The organism is Roseovarius salinarum, assembly GCF_002834145.1.
Classification (GTDB): Bacteria; Pseudomonadota; Alphaproteobacteria; order Rhodobacterales; family Rhodobacteraceae; genus Roseovarius; species Roseovarius salinarum.
On the sequence record NZ_PHNT01000005.1, the window covers coordinates 58598 to 81789 of the forward strand.

Sequence of the window (23192 nt, forward strand, 5' to 3'; positions counted from 1 at the left end):
GCCGCCGGATCGGCCTGTCCGTCGGCTTGATCCTGGTGGTGCTTGCTCTCGCACTGGCCGGCTTCGCGCTTCGCGGCCTCGTCTGAGCGGCGGCGGCCTTTCTCGTCGCGCGGTCATCAGGGCCCGCCCGCGATGCCGGACGAAAAGCCCGGATCCGCCCAGCAAGCCCGCAAGCGCGAAGATTGCACCCTGCCATGTCAGCGGTATCGCGCCGCCGGTCTTCGGCCCGCGTGTCGATCGCCGGTTCGTGCTCCGTGAAACGCCAGGCATCCACGATCTTACGGGTCGCGCCGGCGCCCTTCAGAGCGGCCAGCTCGCCACCCGGCTCGCGGTGGCGTGCCATGCCATCGCTCATTGCCCCGGCGCGGGCTTCCGCCAGGCCGCGCGCCATCGCGACCATCATGCGTCCGCCCCACCGTTCGACGCGAACGCTTGCCGATTACAGCCAGGTGTGGAAGGAGCGCTTGGCCATCGGTTCGGTCATCGGGCGCAGGTGGTGATGCGGGGCGTAGATGTGCGACACACGTTCCACCGCCTGCTCCGGCGTCATTTCCTCGACCTTGCCCGTGCGGCGGCAGGTCAGCTCCACCACCCCGTTCTTCAGGCCGCGCGGCCCGACGGTGATCCGCCACGGAAGGCCGATCAGGTCCATGGTGGCGAACTTGGCGCCGGCCCGTTCGTCGCGGTCGTCGTAAAGCGGTGCGAGCCCAAGCGCCTCGACCGCATCGTGCAGCGCCGCGCAGGCGCCATCCGTCTGCGAGTCACCCTGCTTGAGGTTCACGATGCCCACATGGAAGGGCGTCACGCCCTCGGGCCAGATGATGCCCGCGTCATCGTGGCTGGCCTCGATGATCGCGCCGGCAAGGCGGCTGACGCCGATGCCGTGGCTGCCCATGTGGACCGGCACCGTCTCGCCGTCCCTTGTCTGCACCGTGGCGCCCATCGGCTCGGAATACTTCGTGCCGAAATAGAAGATCTGACCGACCTCGATGCCGCGGCCGTGGCGGCGGCGGTCCTCGGGGACGCGTTCGTGGAACACGGCTTCCTCGTGGGTGTCGTCGGTGCGCGCGTAGCGGCTGGTGAATTCCTCCATGACTGCCTGGCACTGTTCGTGGCTGTCATAGTCGATGTCGCGCTCGCCGAAGCGCAGGTCGGTGATCTCGCTATCGTAGAACACCTCGGACTCACCTGTATCCGCCAGCACCAGGAACTCGTGCGTGTCGTCGCCGCCGATGGGGCCGCTTTCGGCGCGCATCGGGATCGCCTGCAGCCCCATGCGCTCGAAGGTGCGCAGGTAGCTGACAAGGTGGCGGTTGTAGGCGTGCAGCGCGTCCTCCCGGGTGAGGTCGAAGTTGTAGCCGTCCTTCATGTAGAACTCGCGCCCGCGCATCACGCCGAAGCGCGGGCGGATCTCGTCACGGAACTTCCACTGGATATGGTAGAGCGTCAGGGGCAGGTCCTTGTAGCTGTTCACGTGGCTGCGGAATATGTCGGTGATCAGTTCCTCGTTGGTGGGGCCATACAGCATGTCGCGGCCCTGCCGGTCGGCGATGCGCAGCATCTCCTCGCCGTAGTCGTCGTAGCGCCCGCTCTCGCGCCACAGGTCGGCCGATTGCAGCGTGGGCATCAGCATCGCGATGTGGCCCGCCCGTTCCTGTTCCTCGTGCACGATCCGTTCGATGTTGCGCAGCACCTTGTAGCCCAGCGGCAGCCACGAATAGATGCCGGCGCTGGCCTGCTTGATCATGCCGGCGCGCAGCATCAGCCGGTGGCTGGCGATCTGGGCGTCGGCGGGCGTTTCCTTGAGCACGGGCAGGAAATAGCGGGACAGGCGCATGGCAAACCTCGGCGGATGATCCGTTTGCACCCGTGTATGGCCTTGAACGGGCACAGACAAGCCATTGCCGGGCGCCGGCCGGCCGGCCGTTGCGTGAAAGCCTAGAAGAACTCCGATCTCGCAGGCCGCACTTGAAAGCGGCGGCTGCATGGGCGATGTGTGCCCCGGTCCCACCCCGAGGCGCGCATGGCACTGCCGGTCAAGGTTCAATTCAAATACTGGGGCATCGCCTCGGCGGTGTTCCTCGTGGCGCTCTGGTATCTCGGCGACGTGATCCTGCCCTTCGTCCTGGGCGGAGCGATCGCCTATTTCCTTGATCCGGTGGCCGACCGGCTGGAAGACCTCGGCCTGTCAAGGGGGGTTGCGGTGGCCGTCATCACCGCGATCGGCATTCTCTTTTTCGTGATCGCGGTCCTGCTTATCATTCCCAGCCTCGTGCAGCAGGCGATCGCCCTGTTCAACATCGCGCCGAAACTGTTCCACGATCTGCAGGCCTTCCTGTCGGACCGCTTCCCCGAGCTGATGGACGCGGATTCGACATTGCGCCAGTCGCTGCAGTCGGTGGGTGCCACCATCCAGGAACGCGGCGTTCAGCTGCTCGATTCGGTGGTCACCTCGGCCGCATCCATCATCAACGTCGCGGTGATGTTCGTGATCGTGCCCGTGGTCTCGGTCTATCTGCTTTACGATTGGGACAACCTCGTTTCACGCCTCGACGAGCTTCTGCCGCGCGACCACGCACCGGTGATCCGGCGGCTTGCCGGGGAAATCGACGCGACGCTGGCCGGCTTCATCCGGGGCATGGGGACGGTATGCCTGATCCTCGGCACCTATTATGCCGTGGCTTTGATGTTCATGGGCTTGCAGTTCGGTCTCGTCGTTGGTGCACTCGCGGGGCTTCTGACCTTCATTCCCTACCTTGGCGCGCTTCTGGGCGGGGCGCTGTCCATCGGGCTGGCGCTGTTCCAGTTCTGGGGCGACTGGCTGACCATCGCCGGGGTCGCCGTGATCTTCGTTCTGGGCCAGTTCGCCGAGGGCAATTTCCTGACCCCGCGGCTGGTGGGCAGCTCGGTCGGGCTGCACCCGGTCTGGCTGATTTTCGCGCTTTCGGTATTCGGTGCGCTCTTCGGTTTCGTGGGGCTTCTCGTGGCGGTGCCGGTGGCGGCGGCCATCGGGGTGCTGGCCCGCTTCGCCACGGAACAGTATCTCGACAGCCGCCTCTATCAGGGCCTGTCGGGGCAGGACGACACGTGACGGCCCGTCAGTTGAGTTTCGATCTGCCGGTGCGCGAAGCCCGGGGTCGCGAGGATTTCTTCGTGTCGCCGGCCAACGCCGAGGCCGTGGCGCAGATCGAGGGATGGCGCGAGTGGCCGGGGCGCAAGCTGGTGCTCACAGGGGCGCCGGGATCGGGAAAGACCCACCTGGCGCACGTCTGGTCAGCGCTGGCCGAGGCGCGTATCGTGGCCGCGCGGGATCTGGCGGACCGCGAGATCGGCGCCCTGACCGACCGGCCCGTGGCGGTGGAGGATGTTTCCGCGATCGCCGGCGATCACGCCGCCGAAGCCGCGCTGTTCCACCTTCACAACATGGCGCTGGCCGAGGGGCAGAGCCTGCTGCTGACCGCCGACACCGCGCCGCCGGCGTGGCAGCTTTCCCTGCCGGACCTGGCCAGCCGCGTCGCGGCCACCCCGGTGGCACGCCTGCAAGACCCCGACGATGACCTGCTCGCCGCCGTGATAATGAAACTCCTGGCCGACCGGCAACTGGTTCCCACCCCGGGCACGATTCCCTATCTGGTGCGACGGATCGACCGGTCATTCGCGGCGGCCGGCCGCGTGGTGGCGCAACTTGACGCCACCGCCCTGGAAACCGGCCGCCCCGTGAGCCGTGCCCTGGCGGCGCGGGTTCTGGACAACCCGGGCGCTTGACGACACAGTTTGTCATTCCTTCTTTACCTTGAATCGCGACAAGGGCCCCGATGACCAACGCAGATTTCCTGAAAGCCCCGCGCCCTGACCCGGTCGAGATGCCGGACCTCGACCTGACCGGGCCGGGGCGTTTCTTCAACCGCGAGCTCAGCTGGCTCGGTTTCAACCTGCGTGTCCTCGAGGAGGCCCAGAACCCGCGGGTGCCGCTGCTGGAACGGCTGCGCTTCCTGTCGATCTCGGCCACGAACCTCGACGAGTTCTACAACGTCCGCGTGGCCGGCCTGCGGGAACTGGCCCGCGAAGGCAACACGACCCCCGCCGCCGACGGCCTCACCCCTGCCGAGCAGCTGGTTCTGATCAACGAGAATGCCCGCAATCTCCTGCATCAACAGCAGCAGACCCTCAGGGATCTTGAAACCGAGATGGAACGCGAGGGCATTTCGATCCTCGACCGCACGGAACTGACGCCGGCCGACAAGACGTTCCTTGCCGACGTGTTCATGGCGAAGGTGTTTCCCGTGCTCTCGCCGCTGGCGATCGACCCGGCGCACCCGTTTCCCTTCATTCCGAACCTGGGCTACTCGCTGGCGCTGCAACTCGAACGCAAGCGGGACCAGAAGCCGCTTCAGGCGCTGCTGCCGATCCCGCATCAGATCAGCCGCTTCGTCACGCTGCCCGGCCGTGACGGATATCAGAGGTTCCTGCCGCTGGAAGAACTGCTGCTGCTGCATCTCGACAGCCTGTTTCCCGGCTACCGCCACATCGGCCACTGTTCCTTCCGCGTGCTGCGTGACAGCGACCTGGAAGTCGAGGAGGAGGCCGAGGATCTCGTGCGCGGCTTCGAGGTGGCCCTCAAGCGCCGCCGCCGCGGCGAGGTGGTGCGGCTGAAGATCTCCTCGGGCGCGCCGGAGGCGTTGCGCAGCGTCATCATGGAGGAGTTGCACGTCACCCCCGACGAGGTTGTCGAGGTGGACGGAATGATCGGGCTGGCCGACCTCAAGGAACTGGTGCTGGACAACCGGCCCGACCTTCTGTGGACCAGCTTCACGCCGCGCGTGCCCGAGCGCGTGCACGACCACGACGGCGACATGCTCGCGGCGATCCGGCAGAAGGACATGCTGCTGCATCACCCCTACGAAACGTTCGACATGGTCATCCGCTTCCTGCAGCAGGCGGCGAATGACCCCGACGTGGTGGCGATCAAGCAGACGCTCTACCGCACCTCCAAGGACAGCCCCATCGTGGCAGCGCTGTGCGAGGCGGCCGAGGACGGCAAATCGGTGACCGCGCTGGTCGAGCTGAAGGCGCGGTTCGACGAGGCCGCGAACATCCGCCAGTCGCGTCGCCTGGAGCGGGCGGGCGCACACGTCGTCTATGGCTTCATGGATCTAAAGACCCACGCCAAGATCTCGACCGTGGTGCGCCGCGAGGGCGACGGCCTGGTAACCTACACCCATTATGGCACGGGCAACTATCACCCGATCACCGCCAAGATTTACACCGACCTGAGTTTCTTCACCTGTGACACGGCGCTGGGGCGCGACGCCACCAAGGTGTTCAACTACGTCTCGGGCTACGCCGAACCGGAGGGGCTGGAGAACCTGGCGATTTCGCCCACCACGCTCAAGCCGCGCCTGCTGGAACTGATCGCGGCCGAGGCCGAGCACGCACGCGCCGGCAAGCCCGCCGCGATCTGGGCCAAGATGAACTCGCTGATCGAGCCCGACGTGATCGACGCGCTCTACGATGCCAGCCAGGCCGGCGTGAAGATCGACCTCGTGATCCGGGGTATCTGCGGCCTGCGGCCGGGAGTGAAGGGGTTGTCTGACAACATCCGCGTGAAGTCGATCGTGGGCCGTTTCCTGGAGCATTCGCGCATCGTCTGCTTCGGCAACGGCCACGAACTGCCGTCACAGGACGCGCGGGTGTTCTTCAGCTCGGCCGACTGGATGGGGCGCAACCTCAACCGCCGGGTCGAGACGCTGGTCGAGGCCACCAACCCGACCGTCAAGGCCCAGATCACCGAACAGATCATGGCCGCCAACCTGGCCGATGTGGCGCAAACCTGGGTGATGTCACCCGACGGCACTTTCACCCGCACGCCGGTGCCCGAGGGCGAATTCGCCTTCAACTGCCACCGGTTCTTCATGGAAAACCCGTCGCTGTCGGGCCGCGGCACCGCCGGTGCCGCCGACGTGCCGAAGCTCACCCACACCGACGACTGATCCGGCAACGGTTCGCCGACTTGGGGCGCCCGCCCTGCCCCCCGGACGGGCATGCCCGTGTCTTTGTCCGGCAGTGAACGGAGGTATCCGTGCTTGGCTGGGCGCTGACCTTCCTCGTGTTTGCCATAATCGCAGGCGGCGTCGGGTTCGGCGGGATCGCGATGGTCGTCCGCGCGTTCAGGGAAAGACCGTCCTGCGGCGGAGCCGGATGATTGACCCCCCCGCGCGGCTGACGCATACATGACCGCGCACAGCCGGGGTGAACATGGACGCCAGCGACAATCCCGCCGAGCAGGACGACGGCCCGTTCGGGCGGCCGCTGTTCAACAAGCCGTCAGCCCGGGCGCTCAGCCGGGTCGGGGTCATCGACGTCGGCTCGAACTCGGTCCGTCTCGTCGTGTTCGACGGCGCTGCGCGCAGTCCTGCCTACTTCTACAACGAAAAGATCATGTGCGGCCTCGGGGCCGGAATGTCGGAAACCGGCAGGCTGAATCCCGAGGGGCGCGACCGCGCGCTAAACGCGCTGCGCCGCTTCCGCATGCTGTGCGAGGGCATGGGCACCGGCCCCCTCAGTGCGGTGGCGACAGCGGCCGTGCGCGAGGCGAGCGACGGTGCCGAATTCCGCGCGGAGGTCCTGGAAGAAACGGGCATCCGCCTGTGGGTCGTGGACGGCGACGAGGAGGCGCGCCTGTCCGCGCAGGGCGTTCTTCTGGGCTGGCCCGGCTCCTACGGGCTGGTCTGCGACATCGGGGGCTCTTCGATGGAGCTTGCCGAGATCGACGACGGCCGCGTCGGCCGGCGCGTCAGCTCGCCGCTGGGGCCGCTCAAGCTGCAGGACATCGCGGGCGGCCGAAAGGCCCGGCGCAAGCACATCCAGAGCGTTCTCGCCGACCTTCAGGCGCAACTGGGCGAGCAGAAGAACCGGCTGTTCCTCGTCGGCGGCTCGTGGCGGGCGATCGCCAAGATCGACATGGACCGGCGCGGCTACCCGCTGCACGTCCTGCACGAATACCGCATGACGCCCGACGCCGTCCGCGAAACGGCGAAACATATCGAGAAATCCGACCCCGATGCGCTGCGCGGCCGCGTGGGCGTGTCATCTGCGCGCATGGCGCTCGTGCCGCATGCCGCCGAGGTGCTGCGGGAAGTCGTCAAGACCTTCCGGCCACGCGACATCGCCGTGTCCAGCTACGGCATCCGCGAAGGCATGCTGTACGAACAGATGCCCCGGCAACTGCGCGACCGCGACCCGCTGATCGAATCCTGCCGCTTCGCGGAAGCCAAGGACGCGCGTGTTCCGGGCTTCGGCCGCGCCTTGTACGATTTCATCTCGCCGCTCTTTCCCGGTGCCGGGCCCGACCGGCGACGGCTGATCAAGGCCGCCTGCCTGCTGCACGACGTCAGCTGGCGCGCGCATCCCGATTACCGCGCCGAGGTCTGTTTCGACAACGCGACGCGCGCGAACCTGGGCGGGCTGAAGCATTCGGAGCGGGTCTTCCTGGGCCTCGCGCTGCTGCACCGCTATTCCAACAAGCGGGCCGGAACCCGGTTCGAGCATCTCTACGACCTGATCGGTGAAGAAGAGAAACGGCAGGCCGAGGTGCTGGGCAAGGCGATGCGTTTCGGCGCGATGCTATGGTTGAAAAAGGACGCGCACCTTGGCGAGATGCGCTGGGTGTCGAAGAAAAAGCGGCTCGAACTGCATCTGTCCGAAGAGGCCGCACCGCTGTTCGGCGAGGTGGCCGAGGCGCGGTTCCGCTCTCTCGCCGACTCGCTGGGGGCCGAGGCCGTGGTCGGCGCGGCCTGAGGCGGCGCCCGTCAGATCTCGATCTCTTCGCCGGGGGCGGGAGGCTCTTCCATTTCTTCGGGCGTCTTGCGGCGCAGGATGATGTCGCCGTTGGGCAGCATCTCGGGCGGATGATAAGCGCTGATGTCGTCGATCTTGTCCATCAGCTCGGCAAAAGCCGGCCCCATTTCCATCCAGAACTCGCGCAGCGCAGGCCCCATCTGCTCGGCCATGCCGCGCAGATCCTCCATGGCCGGCGCCATCTCGCGGCGCATGCCCTCGAAGAAAAGCTCGGCACCGCGCTCCATCAGCGAACGCCCGTCCTCGGGCGTGCCGCTTCCTTCCTCCGCGTAGAGCGGCAGAGCGGTCAGGCAGGCGATGGCGGCCACGGACACGAAACGTTTCATGAAAGCCAATATAGTGACCCGAGCGTCCCCGTTGAAGATCAGATGTCGATCTCGACCGTGACCGGAAAGTGATCCGAGGCGGTGACCAGCGCATTTCGCAACTCGGGCACGCGCAAGCAGCCGGGATCGTCGAACGGGTGCCAGATGCGCCAACGTGGATGTCGGGCGGCCAGATCCGGCGACACGAGGATATAATCGAGCAACGCCTGAAGATACCTGCCCTCATCCTTGAGGTAGAACCGCGCGGTCGTGTTGATCGCACCGACGCGCTGAGTCAGCGCGCGGCGCGCGTGCGGGTCGTAAAGCGCGGGGCCATCCCCTTCGCCCATGACGATCTCGACCGAGGAACGGCCGAACAGGTTTTCGTACTCGTCGAGGCCGGGGCCATCGTTCAGGTCCCCCATGACGATCAACGGCTCGCCCGCTGCAAGATGTGCGCTGACGCGGCGGCGCAGCCAGATTGCCTGCGCCAGTTGCTTGCGCCGACTGGCGATGGCAATCCGCATCGCCGCGTCGCGCGTTGCGGCGCCGTGCGGCGCCTTGGATTTCAGATGCGCCCCGATCAGCCGAAGGACGACCCCGCCGGTCGTTTCCGCCGCGATTTCCAGCGGAGGCTTGGAAAAGACCACACGGTCCTCTGTCGCGTCGATGTCGAGATCGATCCGGAAGGTCCCGTCGAAGCGCGGCGCGCCAACGGCGCCCTTCTTGCCGGTGGGCTGGCCCAGCGGATCGTGGCGCACGCGCAGGACGTCGGGGTCGTACAAAAGGGCGATTTCCTGCTGCGTCTCGTTGGCAAAGCCGATGAGCGCACGGCGCGCGCGCAGTTGCATGACCTCGGCGAAGCGCTCAAGCGCCCGAACTGTGGACCGGGGGCGGGCATTGTCGGGCGCCTCGATCACCATGACGGCGTCGGCGTCCATCGCGGTAAAGACGATGCCCAGCGCCGTCAGCTGGTCGGCGCGTGTCACATCGTGCCGGGCCGACCGCTCCCCGTCGTCCAGCAGTTCCCCGTCATCGTCGAACAGCGCATCGAACCATTCGACGTTGTAGGTGGCCAGCCGCATCACGCGCGCGCCTCCCTGATCTCCTCCCACGCGCGGTTGATGTCGGTCATGCGTTTCTCGGCAAGCTTGACCGCCTCCTCCGGTACGCCGCGGGCGACCATCCGGTCGGGGTGGCATTCGCGCACCTCGCGCCGCCAGACCTTGCGGATCTCGTCGAGGGGCATGTCGGGCGTCACGCCCAGAACGACGTAGGGGTCGCGCGCGTCCTGCACGAAGCGGCTGCGCAACCGGCGGAACTTGGCCTCAGGCAGCCCGAAGATCTCGGCCACCCGTTCCAGGAAACGATCCTCTTGCGGATGATACCGGCCATCGGCCAGCGCGATATGAAACAGCCCCTCCATCAGGTCGCAAAGGGAGTCGTCGTTGTCGCCGAACATGCGCCGGATCCGGGTTGCATATTCCTCGAAGCCGGCCACATCCTGCCGTGCAAGGTTGAAGACCTTGGCCGCCCCCGCCTCGTCCTGCGGCGCGATCCGGAACACCTCGCGGAACGCGGTGACCTCGTCGCGGGTGACCAGCCCGTCGGCCTTGGCCATTTTCGCGCTCAGCGCGATCACGGCGATGGTGAAGCCCACGGTGCGTTCGGGCGGCGTGCGCAGCCGGTCAAAGACCGCGCTCAGCCCCTCCCCTTTCGCAAGGGCCGAGACGGCCTCGGTTATCCGGGTCCAGATCGACACGCGCCCGAACCTAGCCGGTTTCCGGGGGGATGTCAGGGTCGCCGTCGAGCCATTTCTGCATCAGCACGAGGTCCATCCAGCGGCCAAACTTGCGCCCCACCTGCGGCAAACGCGCGATGGTCCGATAGCCAAGCCGCGCGTGGAAGGCGACACCGGCGGGGTTTTCGGCGCTGACGCCGGCGAACATCGCGTGCGCACCGCCGGCGCGGGCATGATCCTCCAGCGCCGAAAGCAGGGCGCGGCCCACGCCCGCCCCCCGGACCTGTGGGGCCACGACGAGGGTATGTTCCATCGTACGCGCATAGCCCGGCCCCGCGCGAAACTGGAAATACGTCGCGAAGCCGACGATCCGGCCCTCATTCTCGGCCACGAGGAAGGCCTTGCCGTCGGCCTGCCGCATGGCGATATCGCGCGAGAGGTCCCGTTGCGTCTTTTCGAGGCTCGTGAAGGTCACCGCGGTATCCCGGATCACCGGGTTCCAGAGCGCGGCGATCCCGGCAGCATCCTCGGCGCGGGCGTCGCGCAGCCCCGCGATCACGTCAGAACCCGCAGGCCGTACGGCGTCTCGATCTCTGCGCGCAGGCACGGCGCACCGGGCAAGACCGCCACCCGTGCGTCCGCCAGCCCGGGCTGAAGGAGGGCGGCCAGCCGCTCGGCCCGGGGGTGATGCAACGTGAGGCGCACCAGCCGGCAGCCCGCATCGGGCAGCCTTTGCGCCGGGTGCTCGGCGCATTGCCATTCGATCAGCGCCGGGAACAGCCCGTCGAAGGGCAGCAATCCGTCATCCGGCACCGCCATCTGCCAGCGCAGATCGCCGCGGGCCAGCGCCGTGGGACGGCCGGCCTCCGGCCAGTGGGCCAGAGCGTCGCGCATGTCCCCGGTGCGGCAGATCCAGTTCGTCAACCGCGGGGGGCCGGCGAAACGGTCGAGCCCGAACCACCGCGGTTGCCCCGGTGGCGGGGCCTCGGGGTCGATGGCAATGACCTCGAGATACAGCCCGTCGCCCAGCCCCAGCAGCATGTTGTGGGTGCCGAAATGCGGATGGCTGCCGCCCGGCTGCAACTGAACGCCCAGCGCAGACTCGACGGTCTCACGGCCCGCCTCGAGCGTTTGCGCCGCCACCGCGAGGTGATCGAGTGCCAGCATACGCCCCCCTAGGAACCGGACCCGGACACGAGAGCCCACAGCGCCCAAACCGCGACGAGAACCGTTGGAAGGAACGTGGCGGCGAACCCGAAGGCCCGAACCGGACCGGAAGCATGACAGCCCCACCAGAAAACGAGCCGCGCCAGCGCGAAGCCGACGCCAAGCGTCATGATCGCCCCCGGCCCGTTGGCACCCAGGATCACCGCGGCCGCGGGCCAGACGCACAGGGCCAGCATCAGTTGTTCCACGGTGTTCGCCAGAACGCGTTGGTCCGTGGCGGCGGCGCTGCCAGGAAGCGGCATCGCACCCTCGATCAGGGACGGGTCGAAGAAACGCCGCGCCGCGGCCCGCCCGATCATCGCCGCCATCACCAGCCCCGGTGCCAGGAAGGCCGTCATGATCGTCGGCATGAGCGTGAACACCGGAAGATCAACGAATGCCGCGGCCCCGACCAGCAGGGCAACGGCCCAAACCAGCCCCCCTGCCGTGCCGATCGCGATCTTCGCTTGCTCACCCATGCCCGACCCGCCCTGTTCTTGGCACGCATACCCTCGGTGGGGCCGATGGCACTGTCAACCGCGCCGGCGCCGGTGGCAAGACGGCCCCGCCCGTTTCAACCCCGCGCCGCGCGGATCAGCTTGAGGATGTCCTGGGCGGCCTCGGGGATATTCGTGCCCGGCCCGAAGATCGCCTTCACCCCGGCCTTCTGCAGGAACGCGTAATCCTGCTGCGGGATCACGCCGCCGCAGATCACGATGATGTCGCCCGCGTCGCGCTCCTCCAGTGCCTTGATAAGCCGCGGCGCCAGCGTCTTGTGGCCGGCCGCCTGGCTGGAGATGCCGACGACGTGCACGTCGTTGTCGACCGCGTCCTGGGCGGCCTCTTCGGGGGTCTGGAACAGCGGGCCAACGTCCACGTCAAAACCGATGTCGGCAAAGGCCGTCGCGATCACCTTGGCGCCCCGGTCGTGACCGTCCTGACCCATCTTCACGACCAGCATGCGGGGGCGCCGCCCCTCGTCCTCCGCGAACCCTTCAACCGCCTTCTGGATCGCGGCGAAGCCCTCGTCGCCCTCGTAGGCCTTGCCGTAGACGCCGGCGAGCGTTTTCACCTCGGCACTGTGGCGGCCGAACTCCTTTTCCATCGCCATGCTGATCTCTCCCACACTGGCGCGTGCGCGCGCGGCCTCGACGGCCGCCTCCAGAAGATTGCCGCCCTCGCCGGCGCGGCGCGTGAGTTCCTCGAGCGCGGCGGTGCAGGCCGCGTCGTCGCGCTCGGCGCGGATCTTCTCGAGAAACCGGACCTGTCCGTCGCGGACCTTGGTGTTGTCCACCTCCAGCAGGTCGATCGGATCCTCGTCCTCGCGGCGATACTTGTTGACCCCGACGATCACCTCCTCGCCACGGTCGATCATCGCCTGCCGGGTGGCGGCGGTCTCTTCGATGCGCATCTTGGGCAGCCCGCTGGCCACGGCCTTGGTCATGCCGCCCATCTCGTCGACCTCCTCGATCAACGCGCGGGCCTTCTCGGCCAGCTCGCTGGTGAGGCTTTCGACGTAATAGGACCCGGCGAGCGGATCGACGACGTTGGTGATCCCCGTTTCCTCCTGCAGGATGAGCTGGGTGTTGCGCGCGATCCGCGCCGAGAACTCGGTCGGCAGGGCCATCGCCTCGTCCAGCGCGTTGGTGTGCAGGCTCTGCGTGCCGCCCAGCGCCGCCGACATCGCCTCGTACGCGGTCCGCACCACGTTGTTGTAGGGGTCCTGTTCGGCGAGGCTGACGCCGGAGGTCTGGCAGTGCGTGCGCAGCATCTTGGACCGTTCGTCCCGCGCGCCGAATTCGGTCATGATCTCGTGCCACAGCAGCCGCGCCGCGCGCAGCTTCGCCGCTTCCATGAAGAAGTTCATGCCGATGGCGAAGAAGAAGCTCAGGCGCCCGGCGAACCGGTCGACGTCCATGCCCGCCTCGATCGCGGCCTTCACGTATTCGCGCCCGTCGGCCAGGGTATAGGCCAGTTCCTGCACCAGGTTAGCCCCGGCCTCCTGCATGTGGTAACCCGAGATCGAGATCGAGTTGAAGCGCGGCATCTCGTTCGCCGTGTACTCGATGATGTCGCTGACGATCCGCATCGAGGGCTCGGGCGGGTAGATGTAGGTGTTGCGCACCATGAACTCCTTGAGGATGTCGTTCTGGATGGTGCCGGACAGGTCCGCGCGGGACACGCCCTGTTCCTCGCCGGCGACGATGAAGCTGGCGAGCACCGGTATCACCGCGCCGTTCATCGTCATCGACACGCTTACCTTGTCGAGCGGGATGCCGTCGAAGAGGATCTTCATGTCCTCGACGCTGTCGATGGCCACGCCGGCCTTGCCGACATCACCCTCCACGCGCGGGTGATCGCTGTCGTAACCGCGGTGCGTGGCCAGGTCGAACGCCACCGAGACCCCCTGCTGCCCTGCCGCCAGCGCCTTGCGGTAGAAGGCGTTGGATTCCTGGGCCGTGGAAAAGCCCGCATACTGGCGGATCGTCCAGGGGCGGCCCGCGTACATCGTCGCCCGCGGGCCCCGGGCGAAGGGTGGCGCGCCGGGGATCGAGCCCAGATGATCGAGGTTCTCGACGTCCTCCTCGGTGTAAAGCGGCTGCACCTCGATGCCCTCGAGCGTGTGCCAGGTCAGATCGTCCAGCGGCCGACCGCGCAGTTCCTTTTCGGCGCGCTTACGCCATTCGTCTTTCTTGTCCGTCATCTCGTCGTCCTCTTGTCGCTGACCGTTGCGGCGCTTGCGGCGCCGTCTGTTGTGGTCGGTCTTCCTCCATCAAACGGGCGATCCCGTCGGCACCGGCGCGCAGCCAGGCCATGTCCTCGGCATAGGCGGCGCGCAGCGCCGCGGCCTGCGCGGCATCGAAGGGGCGCCAGCGCCCGTCGCCGGCCGGCAGGCGGGCCGGGTCGCGCCCGCATTCGGCCAGGATGCCGCGCAGGGCCGGCAGCCTCGGCGATGCGCCTCGCGCCTCACGCGCGTGTGCATCGGGCCAATCCGGCCCGGCGGCGACGCGCCGCCCGAACAGTTCCGGTCGTCCGCCATAGACCTCGAACGGCAGAATACGCAGCTCCGCGCCGGGCACGGCCCGCGCCACATCGGCGATCACGTCGCGCCAGCGGCGCGGCGCGGTGACCAGCCTGTCAAGGTCATCGGTGTCGGGCATGCGGTGGCCACGGGCCACGGCGTAGGCCAGTACCGAGGCCCAGTAGGCATCCTGTGCACGCACCGACAGGGCCAGCCGCGTGATGCGCCCCTCGAAGGCCCGCGCGAACCGAACCATCCGCCTGCCCGCGTCCGGGTAGAGACGGCCGGCGCGCAGGTTCCGGCGCGCCGCACCGATCATGTTCTCGTCGCTGACAAGCAACGTCTGCACGCCCTCGGCGCGGGCTGTTTCGAGCGCCAGCGCGAGCCGGCCGCGGGCGCGGGCCAGTTGCCGCTCCGGCGGCAGCACGCCGGGGGTCGGCATCACGCCGGTCAGCAGGCCGTTCCGGGTGCGCCGCGGGCCCCAGGCACGCACGCCTTGGGCGGCCAGGCGGCGGGCGTTGCACGCAAGGTAATGTTGAAGGCTGGTGGTGCCCGTGCGGTGCGCGCCCAGATGCAGGATGACGTCCATGATCGCCTTTGCCTTTCGCCAGGGGGCCGCCCGGGGCGGCGATGGAAGGGTCAGCGCCGTCATGCTGCCCCTCCGGTCCTGACGATGGGCTTAAAGCTAGAATTTTCCGGGTCGCACTCCAGTTCATCCTTCGCAAACGCGGCCCCTCGGCCTATATCTTGCCCGACGGGAGAATACATGAGACCCATCCTAGCCCTTGTTTTTGCAGGCCTAACCGCCCTGCCCGCCGCGGCCCAGGACGCCGCGGAAAGTGCCCCCGCCGACTCTGCGGAGGGAACGGAGGCCCTTCTGGCCGATCTGATCCGGCCGGCCGACGATACGGACCTGAAGGATTTCATCTGGACACGGCGCCCTCTGGTGGTGTTCGCCGACAGCCCGGCGGATCCGCGGTATGTCCAGCAGATGAAGAACATCCGGAAGCGGCCGGAGGACCTGACCGAGCGCGACGTGGTCGTGCTGACCGATACCGACCCGGAGGCCGATTCGGCCTTGCGCGAGGAACTGCACCCACGCGGATTCGCCATCGTCCTGGTCGGCAAGGACGGCAAGATATACCTGCGCAAGCCGGTGCCGTGGGACGTGCGCGAGATCGGCCGGGTGATCGACAAGATGCCGATGCGCCAGCAGGAGATCGAGGACCGACGCGGCGGCGAGAGCTGAGCGCGCGCCGCCATGACGGCCCCGTGCGGTTCGGCTGCCGGCCTCATCTTGACCCCTGCACGACCACCAGCAGCCCCGTGGCCGGATCAAGCAGCATGACCCGGCGGGCCACCGCGTCATAGGCCAGCACGGCGCCGGGATTCTCCAGCGCGTAGCGGAAGGCGCTTTCGGCACGGTCATCCATGCACGCCCGCCCCTCGAGCGCGGCGCGCCGCACGGCCATCCCGGTGTCGCGTTCGGTGTTCGCCAATGCAACGATCGCCGCATCCGGCGCCTGCCCGGGCACGTCCAGCGCCGTTGCCCCGCGACGCTCCAGCGCGACGGCGGCGGCCGCCGCACTGTCTGTCACGCGCAGCGGCGCCTTGACCTGCATGTCGGTCAGCCGGAAAACGCCAGCCATGCAGCCGTAGCGCGACTCGAAGGACACCGTGTCGCCCAGGGCGAACCACCGCGCCAACCCTTCGCGCAGCGCCGCCTCCTCGCCGCCGCGGCAGCCGGCGAGCACGAGCCCGGCCACGAGGGCGGGCCCGGCGGCGCGCAGGCTGTGGCGGCATGCGGCGGTCATCGTGTCACTCGAACTCCATGATCACGTCATCCACGGCCAGGCTGTCGCCCGGCCCGGCGTTGATCTTCGACACCTTCGCTCGGCGCTCGGCCCTCAGGATGTTCTCCATCTTCATCGCCTCGACGGTGCAAAGCGGCTGCCCCTCCTGCACCTCGTCCCCCTCGGAGACGTCGATCTTCACGATCATGCCGGGCATCGGGCACAGCAGCATCTTCGAGGTATCAGGCGGCAGTTTCTCGGGCATTAAGGCCGCCAGGTCCGCCTGACGCGGCGTTCGGACGTGAACCTTCAGGTCCGCGCCGCGGTTGCGGATCCGGAAGCCGCCGGAGATCTTGCCGACCTTGAGCACAAGCGGGCTGCCCTCGACCTCGAGCTCGGCCAGCTGGTCGCCCGGCGTCCAGTCACTGGCCACGCGCATGATGTCGCCGTCCGCGAAGGTCACGGTGGAGCCGTCCCGGTCGGCATCGATGGTCACGGCAAAGCGATGCCCCTGCAGGCTGACCACCCAGTTCTCGCCGACATGACGCTCGTGGTTGTCCATCCGGCCCGAAATGCGCGAGCGCCGGATCTCGGCCACGCGGTGCATCGCCGCGCAGCTTGCCGCGATGCGGCGCAGGATGTCCTCGGGCAGCGCGACACCGGAAAAGCCATCGGGGTATTCCTCGGCAATGAAGGCTGTCGTTATCTCGCCCGAAACGAAGCGCGGGTGGTCCATCACCGCGCTGAGGAACGGCAGGTTGTGGCCGATGCCCTCGATCTCGAACGCGTCGAGCGCGTTGCGCATCCCCTCGATCGCCTCCGCGCGGGTGTGGCCCCAGGTGCACAGCTTGGCGATCATCGGGTCGTAGTACATCGAGATCTCGCCGCCCTCGTAGACGCCGGTGTCGTTGCGCACCACCGCGCCCTCGACGGCCAGCTCCTGCGGCGGGCGATAGCGCGTCAGCCGGCCGATCGAGGGCAGGAAGTTGCGGTAGGGATCCTCGGCATAGAGCCGGCTTTCCATCGCCCAGCCATTGAGCGTGATGTCGCTCTGCGCAAGGCCCAGTTTCTCGCCGGCGGCCACCCGGATCATCTGCTCCACAAGGTCCACGCCGGTGATGAGTTCCGTCACCGGGTGCTCCACCTGAAGGCGCGTGTTCATCTCGAGGAAATAAAAATTCTTGTCGCCGTCCACGATGAATTCGACCGTGCCGGCGCTGGAATAGCCCACGGCATGGGCCAGCGCGAGGGCCTGCTCGCCCATGCGCTTGCGCGTGGCCTCGTCGAGGAAGGGGCTTGGGGCCTCCTCGATGACCTTCTGGTTGCGCCGCTGGATCGAGCATTCCCGCTCGCCCAGGTAAACGCCGTTGCCGTGCTGGTCACACAGCACCTGGATCTCGATGTGCCGGGGCTGGGTGACGAATTTCTCGATGAATATCCGGTCGTCGCCGAAACTGGCCGCCGCCTCGTTCTTGGAACTCTGGAAACCCTCGCGCGCTTCCTCGTCGTTCCAGGCAATGCGCATGCCCTTGCCGCCGCCACCGGCGCTGGCCTTGAGCATGACCGGATAGCCGATTTCCTGGCTGATGCGGATCGCCTCCTCGGCGTCCTCGATCAGGCCCATGACACCGGGCACCGTGTTGACCTCGGCTTCCTTGGCGATCTTCTTGGAAGTGATCTTGTCGCCCATCGCCTCGATCGCGCCCTTGGGGGGGCCGATGAAGGCGACGCCCTCGGCCTCCAGCGCCTCGGCGAACTTCGGGTTCTCCGACAGGAAGCCGTAGCCGGGGTGCACCGCCTCGGCGCCGGTCTGGCGGATCGCGTCCATCACCTTGTCGATGACGATGTAGGATTCGGCGGCCGGGGCGGGGCCGATGTGAACGGCCTCGTCGGCCATGGCCACGTGCAGCGCATTGCGATCCGCGTCGGAATAGACGGCGACGGTCTTTATCCCCATGGCGCGGGCCGACTTGATGACCCGGCAGGCGATCTCGCCGCGGTTGGCGATCAGGATCTTATTGAACATGTATTGGTCCTTCTTGCTCTTGGGCAGGCGGGCGGGGACGCGGCCGGATCGGCGCGCGCGGCTCCGACCGGGCCGGTGCGGGTTGAATGCTGGAAAAGATGCACCGCGCACGTGTGTGTCGCGGCGGGCGACCGGCGCCCGGAGCCGCCGGAAAAAAACGGGCGGACCGTGGATGACACCACAGAACCGCCCGGTAGGGGGAAGGGTAACGGAAAAGACGTTCTGTCTCGGCCCGGGGACGCGGGGCCGCCACTACACGCGATACGGTGGCGCCGAAGTTGACGCACGCCAAGCGGGCAATCTGGGGCGCAACGCTTTCGGCAGGCATTCGCGCACCGCGCGACGGCATTGGCAAGAACGTGCCGCCCCGTGCGCCCCGACGCACGGACGAAGGCCTGACGGGTGCCCGCATGTCGCTTTGTTGAAACCGCGTGAGCCTGCAGGCGCCCGCCCGTGAGATCGCGCCCCCTCCTACCGCCGGATCGGGGCAGACTGTTGCAACCAAGCCACCCCGGTGGGCGACACGATGGCGTCCGTTTCCGACATGGCCGTGCAAATGAACCAGGGGGCCGCCCCGTCCGTGCGGCCGCCGCCCAACACGTTTCGGCCGAATTCTTCCGCCAATCCGCCTATTTGCAGAAGCGCTCCCGCTCTCTTGAAGTATTTGTAACACGCCACCACGCGGACTTGTCCGCGCGGTCAACAACTCTCCCGCGGACATGACACGGGTGTCACCGCGCGGCGTGCCAGCCTTGTCGCATTCATCGCACAAGGGAGAAACAACCTCATGAAACCGATATCCACGACAATCGCGGCGGCGCTGGCCGGCATGCTGGCCACCGGCCCCGGCCACGCCGGCCCGGACGAGAAATCTCAAACCGAGCTCGACGCACTGCGCGCACGCGTCGAGGCGCTCGAGGCCGAACGGGCCAAAGAGGCCGAAACGGCCGAGGACCCGTTCACCTTCAGTTTCCGGAACGGCACAACGGTCGGCATTTACGGTTACATCAAGGGCGATCTGATCTACGACGACGACGCCAATCTCGGTACCACGACATTCGGGCTCAAGAACCTTGCACCCGGGGCGCCGTCCAATGACAACTTCCAGGGACATGCCAAGCAGACGCGGTTGGGCGTCGACATTTCCAATGGCGCCTTCGACGCCAAGATCGAGGGTGATTTCTTCGGGGGCACCCCCGGAACCGACGAATACCGGTTGCGGCACGCCTACGGGGAATACAAGGGGCTTCTGGTCGGGCAGTCGTGGTCGAACTTCGGCCCCCTGTTCAGCTACCCGGCCACGCTCGATTTTCAGGGACCGGCCGGCATGCCGTTCGCACGCGTGATGCAGGCGCGCTACACCTACGACACTGGCAACGGGTTCAGCTTTTCGGCCGCGATCGAAGAGGACAAGAACGGAAACGCCACCGAGCCTAGCTACACCGCCGCGGCCAAGTACGATTTCGATCGCGGCGCAATCCGCCTCGCCGGGATTTCCCGCGACATCACCGACAATCTCGGCAACGACATCGACGGTTGGGGCGTCAGTCTGGCCGGGACCGCGGAACTCTGGCAGGGCGGCAGCATTCTGGGCAACTACCACGTTGGCGACGGGCTGGCCGATCACCTCGTCTTCGCGCTCGGCACCGGCGTCGCCAATCCCAACGCGCTGTTTTTCGGCGCCGACGAGGTCGAGGCCGAAAGCGCCACGGTCGGCATCAGCCAGCAGATCAACGAGAAATGGACCCTGAGCGCAAACTACGGCCTGACCGAGCTTGACCGCGCGCCCGCGCTGGCGACCAAGGAATTGCAGTCGGTCCATGTGACCGCTCTCTACTCTCCGCGCGAATCGCTGACCTTCGGGCTGGAGTATTTCTACGGCGAGAACAAGCTCGGCAACGGAACCACGGCCGAAGCCGACCGGCTCCAGTTCTCGACGCGGTTCGACTTCTGATCCGCCATGGCACCGCGTCTGCAGACGCGGTGCCACACCGAACCGGGCCAGGTCGAAGCGGCTGCCCGACGTCATGGCGTGTTCCCTTCAGCGTCGAAGACATCGGGGAAGTTGCGCCGCGCGGTCGCCACGTCGATCTTCAGACGCGCCTCGTAGCTTTCCGGATCGAACGGGTCGTCGGCCGGCACCACCTCGCGGCCGAACACCCAGCTCAGCCGGCCGGCGTCCAGGTTTCCCCGCTCGAACGGCCGGTCACCGAAATGGTCCCACAACGCGGCAAGGAAGGTCGCGTCGGCCGCGCGGTCGACCGGCTTGCGATCGCGGTAACGTTCGCGCCGAACTATGGGCGTGGCGCCCTTGGGGTTGGCCCTGCGAATGGTGAAATGGAGATCCGTGCCGGGCAACCGCCCGGGAAACCCGCGGTGCTTCAACATGGCACGCCCCCCGGATCAAAGGGGCACAGGTTTGCGGCCGGGACGGGCGTGCAGGCCCGTCCCGCCGCGTCGGCAAAGCCCGGGGGCTCAGTACTTGCCGCCGTACTTGCCCGTGGGCTCCGGCTCTTCGGTGATCGGCTCGGGCTCGACCACGACGTACTCTTCTTCCTGCTGGGCGCAGGCGGCGACGAATCCGACGAGGCCGAGGGCCAGAAGGATCTTGAGACTGTTCGACATCCGTTTCTCCTGTCTGTGTCTCCGGGCGCACGGCAAACTGCTTTTCCGCCCCGCCCGAACTGCGAGGTGTCGGTCGCATGAGTGCAACCGACCGGGACACTACCTGATTTACGCACGAAAATATATCCACAATCCGCCCGGCGTTTCGCCTGTGGCGTGAAAACCGCAACTTGGCCACCGGATGAGCTTTGACGCGCAAGATATTGTGTGGGCATCAAAACATCTCCCAGATACAGGAGCCGTCCACGACGCGATAGGCCTCGAAGACCTGGGTCATGTCCGCGTCCGTCACACCGAACTCCGATGGACGGTCGGCCAGCGAAATCACGACGCGCGCGGCTCCGGGCACCACCGAGTCGAGGCGTGGCGCCGCGTATGTGCGGCACAGGAACTCGAGATCGTTCATCGTCGCCTCCAGACGAGCGCCACCCGCCTCGAGCCCGGGCGCCACGAAACGGAAACGTGCCACGCGCCCCTCGCCCGTGCCGGTGCGGATCACCTCCTGAAGCCGTGCTTCCAGCCCCGAGGGCAGGACCACCGGCGCCGTCTCCTGCCCCGCGGCCGGGGCGGCGGCCAGCATACTGGCCGCCAACGCCGCAGCCCGGGCAGGGGCGCCGCCGGGACCGGCCAGCAGGGCCGCAGCGGTATGGGGCGCCACGGACATCACTCGGTCGCCCACCTCAGCCAGCGCGCGCGACGCCCGGGATCCTCCAGCACCGCGGCGATGCGCGCCTGCGCCGCGTCGCGCGGGCCCGCACCATCGAGCCGCCCGCCGGCGGTCACCTCGAACCCGTGGCCGGTGGCGACCACCCGGACGGCGGGCGCAAAACCACGAAGACCCCGCAGGGCGCGCCAGACGTCCTGCCGCACTTGGCGGGCCAGCCGCAGCCGGTCGCAGGCCGGGAAACGCGTATGCACCGCCAGGTCGAACCGCACGGGCAACTGGCGGGCCATCGTCAGGCCAGCGTCGTCGCGCAGGATGTGCCAACCGTTGCGGCGCATGGTGTCTCCCGGTCTACCGCGGATGCCGGAACAGGCCCGGCCTGCCCGTCAAAGCGGAATATTGTCGTGCTTTTTCCGCGGGCTGCTGAGCTTTTTCTTGCGCAGCGAGGCAAAGGCCCGCGCGACGCGCATGCGCGTGCTCCGCGGCTGGATCACCTCGTCGATGAAGCCCCGCTCCGCCGCCACGAAGGGGTTGGCGAAACGGTCCTCGTAGTCCTGCGTGCGCCGCGCGATCTTGTCGGGGTCATCGAGCTCCGAGCGGTACAGGATCTCCGTCGCGCCCTTCGCGCCCATCACGGCCACCTCGGACGTCGGCCAGGCATAGTTGAAATCGCCGCGCAGGTGCTTGGAACTCATCACGACGTAGGCGCCGCCATAGGCCTTTCGCGTGATGACGGTGACCTTGGGCACCGTCGCCTCGCCGTAGGCGAACAGCAGCTTGGCACCGTGCTTGATGACACCATCGTACTCCTGGCTGGTGCCGGGCAGGAAACCGGGCACGTCCACGAAGGTCAGGATCGGGATCTCGAAGCAGTCGCAGAATCGCACGAAGCGCGCCGCCTTGCGCGCGCTGTCGATGTCGAGAACGCCGGCCAGCACCATCGGCTGGTTGGCCACGACCCCCACGGTCTGCCCCTCGAGCCGGATAAATCCGGTGAGGATGTTTTTCGCGAAATCCTCCTGGATCTCGTAGAAATCGCCCTCGTCGGCCACCTTGGTGACCAGTTCCTTCATGTCATAGGGCACGTTGGGATTGTCGGGCACCAGGGTATCCAGGCTTTCCTCCACGCGGCCCGGTTCGTCGAAAAACGGCCGGACGGGCGGTTTCTCGCGGTTCGAAGGCGGCAGGAAATCCACCAGCCGGCGCACCTCGGCCAACGCCTCCACGTCGTTCTCGAACGCCGCATCGGCCACCGAGGACTTCTTGGTGTGGGTCAGCGCGCCCCCCAGTTCCTCGGCGGTGACATGCTCGTTGGTGACCGTCTTGACCACGTCCGGACCGGTGACGAACATGTAGGACGAGTCCTTGACCATGAAGATGAAGTCGGTCATCGCCGGGCTGTAGACCGCACCGCCCGCGCACGGCCCCATTATGACGCTGATCTGCGGGATCACGCCGGAGGCCTCGATGTTGCGCTGGAACACTTCGCCGTAACCCGCAAGGCTGTCCACGCCTTCCTGGATGCGCGCACCGCCCGAGTCGTTGATGCCGATCACCGGCGCGCCATTCTGCATGGCCATGTCCATGATCTTGCAGATCTTCTGGGCGTGCGTGGCCGAGACCGAGCCACCGAGCACGGTGAAGTCCTGGCTGAAGACATAGACAAGGCGCCCGTTGATCGTCCCCCAGCCGGTAACGACCCCGTCCCCGTAGGGACGGTTCTTGTCCATGTCGAAATCCGTGCACCGGTGGGCCTTGAACATGTCGAATTCTTCGAAGCTGCCCTCGTCGAGCAACACGTCGATGCGTTCGCGCGCCGTCAGCTTGCCCTTGTCGTGCTGAGAGTCGATCCGGCGCTGACCACCGCCCAGACGGGCCTCGGCGCGGCGATCCTCGAGTTCCTGAAGGATGTCTTTCATGGCACTCCCCTTGCGATTTCGCGGGACAATAGGG

22 protein-coding genes are annotated in these 23192 nt (G+C 67.3%); 6 read left to right on the forward strand and 16 right to left on the reverse strand.

The features are described 5' to 3' along the window. Window positions 1–439: 439 nt before the first annotated feature. A complete protein-coding gene (gene proS / locus CEF10_RS06715) occupies window positions 440–1837 on the reverse strand; it encodes a proline--tRNA ligase (RefSeq protein ID WP_101067360.1) in 1398 nt (465 codons plus the stop codon). Between the two features lie 186 nt (window positions 1838–2023). On the opposite strand from proS, the gene CEF10_RS06720 reads away from it, so the two are divergent. The 4 genes from CEF10_RS06720 (at window position 2024) to CEF10_RS06735 (ending at window position 7797) form a co-directional block, all read left to right on the forward strand. Continuing rightward, window positions 2024–3091, forward strand: a complete 1068-nt coding sequence (locus CEF10_RS06720; RefSeq protein ID WP_101067361.1) for an AI-2E family transporter — start codon at window positions 2024–2026, stop codon at window positions 3089–3091. Beyond that, on the forward strand, window positions 3088–3765 hold the full coding sequence (locus tag CEF10_RS06725) for a P-loop NTPase family protein (protein ID WP_101067362.1): 678 nt from the start codon (window positions 3088–3090) through the stop codon (window positions 3763–3765). Before CEF10_RS06720 ends, CEF10_RS06725 begins: the two co-directional genes overlap by 4 nt. Before the next feature lie 50 nt (window positions 3766–3815). Next, window positions 3816–5990 (forward strand): RNA degradosome polyphosphate kinase, encoded by a 2175-nt coding sequence (locus tag CEF10_RS06730; RefSeq protein ID WP_101067363.1) that lies wholly within the window; start codon window positions 3816–3818, stop codon window positions 5988–5990. 265 nt (window positions 5991–6255) lie between these two features. Beyond that, window positions 6256–7797, forward strand: a complete 1542-nt coding sequence (locus tag CEF10_RS06735) for a Ppx/GppA family phosphatase (protein ID WP_101067364.1) — start codon at window positions 6256–6258, stop codon at window positions 7795–7797. A gap of 11 nt (window positions 7798–7808) precedes the next feature. On the opposite strand, the gene CEF10_RS06740 is transcribed toward CEF10_RS06735, so the two are convergent. The 8 genes from CEF10_RS06740 to CEF10_RS06775 all read right to left on the reverse strand — a co-directional run bounded on the left by CEF10_RS06740 (window position 7809) and on the right by CEF10_RS06775 (window position 14783). After that, window positions 7809–8183, reverse strand: coding sequence for a hypothetical protein (locus CEF10_RS06740; protein WP_101067365.1), 375 nt, complete (start codon window positions 8181–8183; stop codon window positions 7809–7811). Between the two features lie 38 nt (window positions 8184–8221). Continuing rightward, the gene (locus CEF10_RS06745) at window positions 8222–9247 is read right to left on the reverse strand and encodes an endonuclease/exonuclease/phosphatase family protein (RefSeq protein ID WP_101067366.1); all 1026 of its coding nucleotides are present in this window, start codon (window positions 9245–9247) and stop codon (window positions 8222–8224) included. Next, a complete protein-coding gene (locus tag CEF10_RS06750; protein ID WP_101067367.1) occupies window positions 9247–9924 on the reverse strand; it encodes a molecular chaperone DjiA in 678 nt (225 codons plus the stop codon). Before CEF10_RS06750 ends, CEF10_RS06745 begins: the two co-directional genes overlap by 1 nt. A gap of 10 nt (window positions 9925–9934) precedes the next feature. Continuing rightward, entirely contained in the window at window positions 9935–10462 is a 528-nt protein-coding gene (locus CEF10_RS06755) for a GNAT family N-acetyltransferase (RefSeq protein ID WP_232796427.1), read from the reverse strand. After that, window positions 10459–11070 (reverse strand): VOC family protein, encoded by a 612-nt coding sequence (locus CEF10_RS06760; protein WP_101067368.1) that lies wholly within the window; start codon window positions 11068–11070, stop codon window positions 10459–10461. The genes CEF10_RS06755 and CEF10_RS06760 overlap by 4 nt, the downstream gene beginning before the upstream one ends. 8 nt (window positions 11071–11078) lie before the next feature. Beyond that, complete coding sequence (locus CEF10_RS06765) at window positions 11079–11588, reverse strand: MAPEG family protein (RefSeq protein WP_101067369.1); 510 nt, start codon at window positions 11586–11588, stop codon at window positions 11079–11081. Window positions 11589–11683: 95 nt separating this feature from the next. Beyond that, window positions 11684–13813, reverse strand: coding sequence for a methylmalonyl-CoA mutase (gene scpA, locus CEF10_RS06770; RefSeq protein ID WP_101067370.1), 2130 nt, complete (start codon window positions 13811–13813; stop codon window positions 11684–11686). Beyond that, window positions 13785–14783, reverse strand: coding sequence for a hypothetical protein (locus CEF10_RS06775; protein ID WP_232796428.1), 999 nt, complete (start codon window positions 14781–14783; stop codon window positions 13785–13787). The genes scpA and CEF10_RS06775 overlap by 29 nt, the downstream gene beginning before the upstream one ends. Before the next feature lie 114 nt (window positions 14784–14897). Between CEF10_RS06775 and CEF10_RS06780 the strand changes: the two genes are divergently transcribed. Further along, a complete protein-coding gene (locus CEF10_RS06780; RefSeq protein ID WP_101067372.1) occupies window positions 14898–15380 on the forward strand; it encodes a DUF4174 domain-containing protein in 483 nt (160 codons plus the stop codon). A gap of 43 nt (window positions 15381–15423) precedes the next feature. On the opposite strand, the gene CEF10_RS06785 is transcribed toward CEF10_RS06780, so the two are convergent. After that, window positions 15424–15945 carry a hypothetical protein gene (locus CEF10_RS06785; RefSeq protein WP_101067373.1) on the reverse strand — a complete coding sequence of 174 codons (522 nt, stop codon included), beginning with the start codon at window positions 15943–15945 and terminating at the stop codon, window positions 15424–15426. 4 nt (window positions 15946–15949) lie between these two features. Next, the gene (locus CEF10_RS06790) at window positions 15950–17950 is read right to left on the reverse strand and encodes an acetyl-CoA carboxylase biotin carboxylase subunit (RefSeq protein WP_101067374.1); all 2001 of its coding nucleotides are present in this window, start codon (window positions 17948–17950) and stop codon (window positions 15950–15952) included. A 787-nt stretch (window positions 17951–18737) separates the two neighbouring features. Between CEF10_RS06790 and CEF10_RS06795 the strand changes: the two genes are divergently transcribed. Further along, window positions 18738–19904 carry a DcaP family trimeric outer membrane transporter gene (locus CEF10_RS06795; RefSeq protein WP_101067375.1) on the forward strand — a complete coding sequence of 389 codons (1167 nt, stop codon included), beginning with the start codon at window positions 18738–18740 and terminating at the stop codon, window positions 19902–19904. Window positions 19905–19975: 71 nt separating this feature from the next. On the opposite strand, the gene CEF10_RS06800 is transcribed toward CEF10_RS06795, so the two are convergent. From CEF10_RS06800 to CEF10_RS06815, 5 genes are all read right to left on the reverse strand, one after another. Then, complete coding sequence (locus tag CEF10_RS06800) at window positions 19976–20338, reverse strand: hypothetical protein (protein ID WP_101067376.1); 363 nt, start codon at window positions 20336–20338, stop codon at window positions 19976–19978. An 87-nt stretch (window positions 20339–20425) separates the two neighbouring features. After that, window positions 20426–20575 (reverse strand): hypothetical protein, encoded by a 150-nt coding sequence (locus CEF10_RS17060; RefSeq protein ID WP_198586157.1) that lies wholly within the window; start codon window positions 20573–20575, stop codon window positions 20426–20428. Window positions 20576–20789: 214 nt separating this feature from the next. Continuing rightward, window positions 20790–21239: a DUF6497 family protein gene (locus tag CEF10_RS06805; RefSeq protein ID WP_232796429.1), complete on the reverse strand. Its 450-nt coding sequence runs from the start codon at window positions 21237–21239 to the stop codon at window positions 20790–20792. Further along, window positions 21239–21577: a hypothetical protein gene (locus tag CEF10_RS06810; protein ID WP_101067378.1), complete on the reverse strand. Its 339-nt coding sequence runs from the start codon at window positions 21575–21577 to the stop codon at window positions 21239–21241. Before CEF10_RS06810 ends, CEF10_RS06805 begins: the two co-directional genes overlap by 1 nt. 48 nt (window positions 21578–21625) lie before the next feature. Then, window positions 21626–23158 (reverse strand): acyl-CoA carboxylase subunit beta, encoded by a 1533-nt coding sequence (locus CEF10_RS06815; protein WP_101067379.1) that lies wholly within the window; start codon window positions 23156–23158, stop codon window positions 21626–21628. Window positions 23159–23192: the final 34 nt, after the last annotated feature.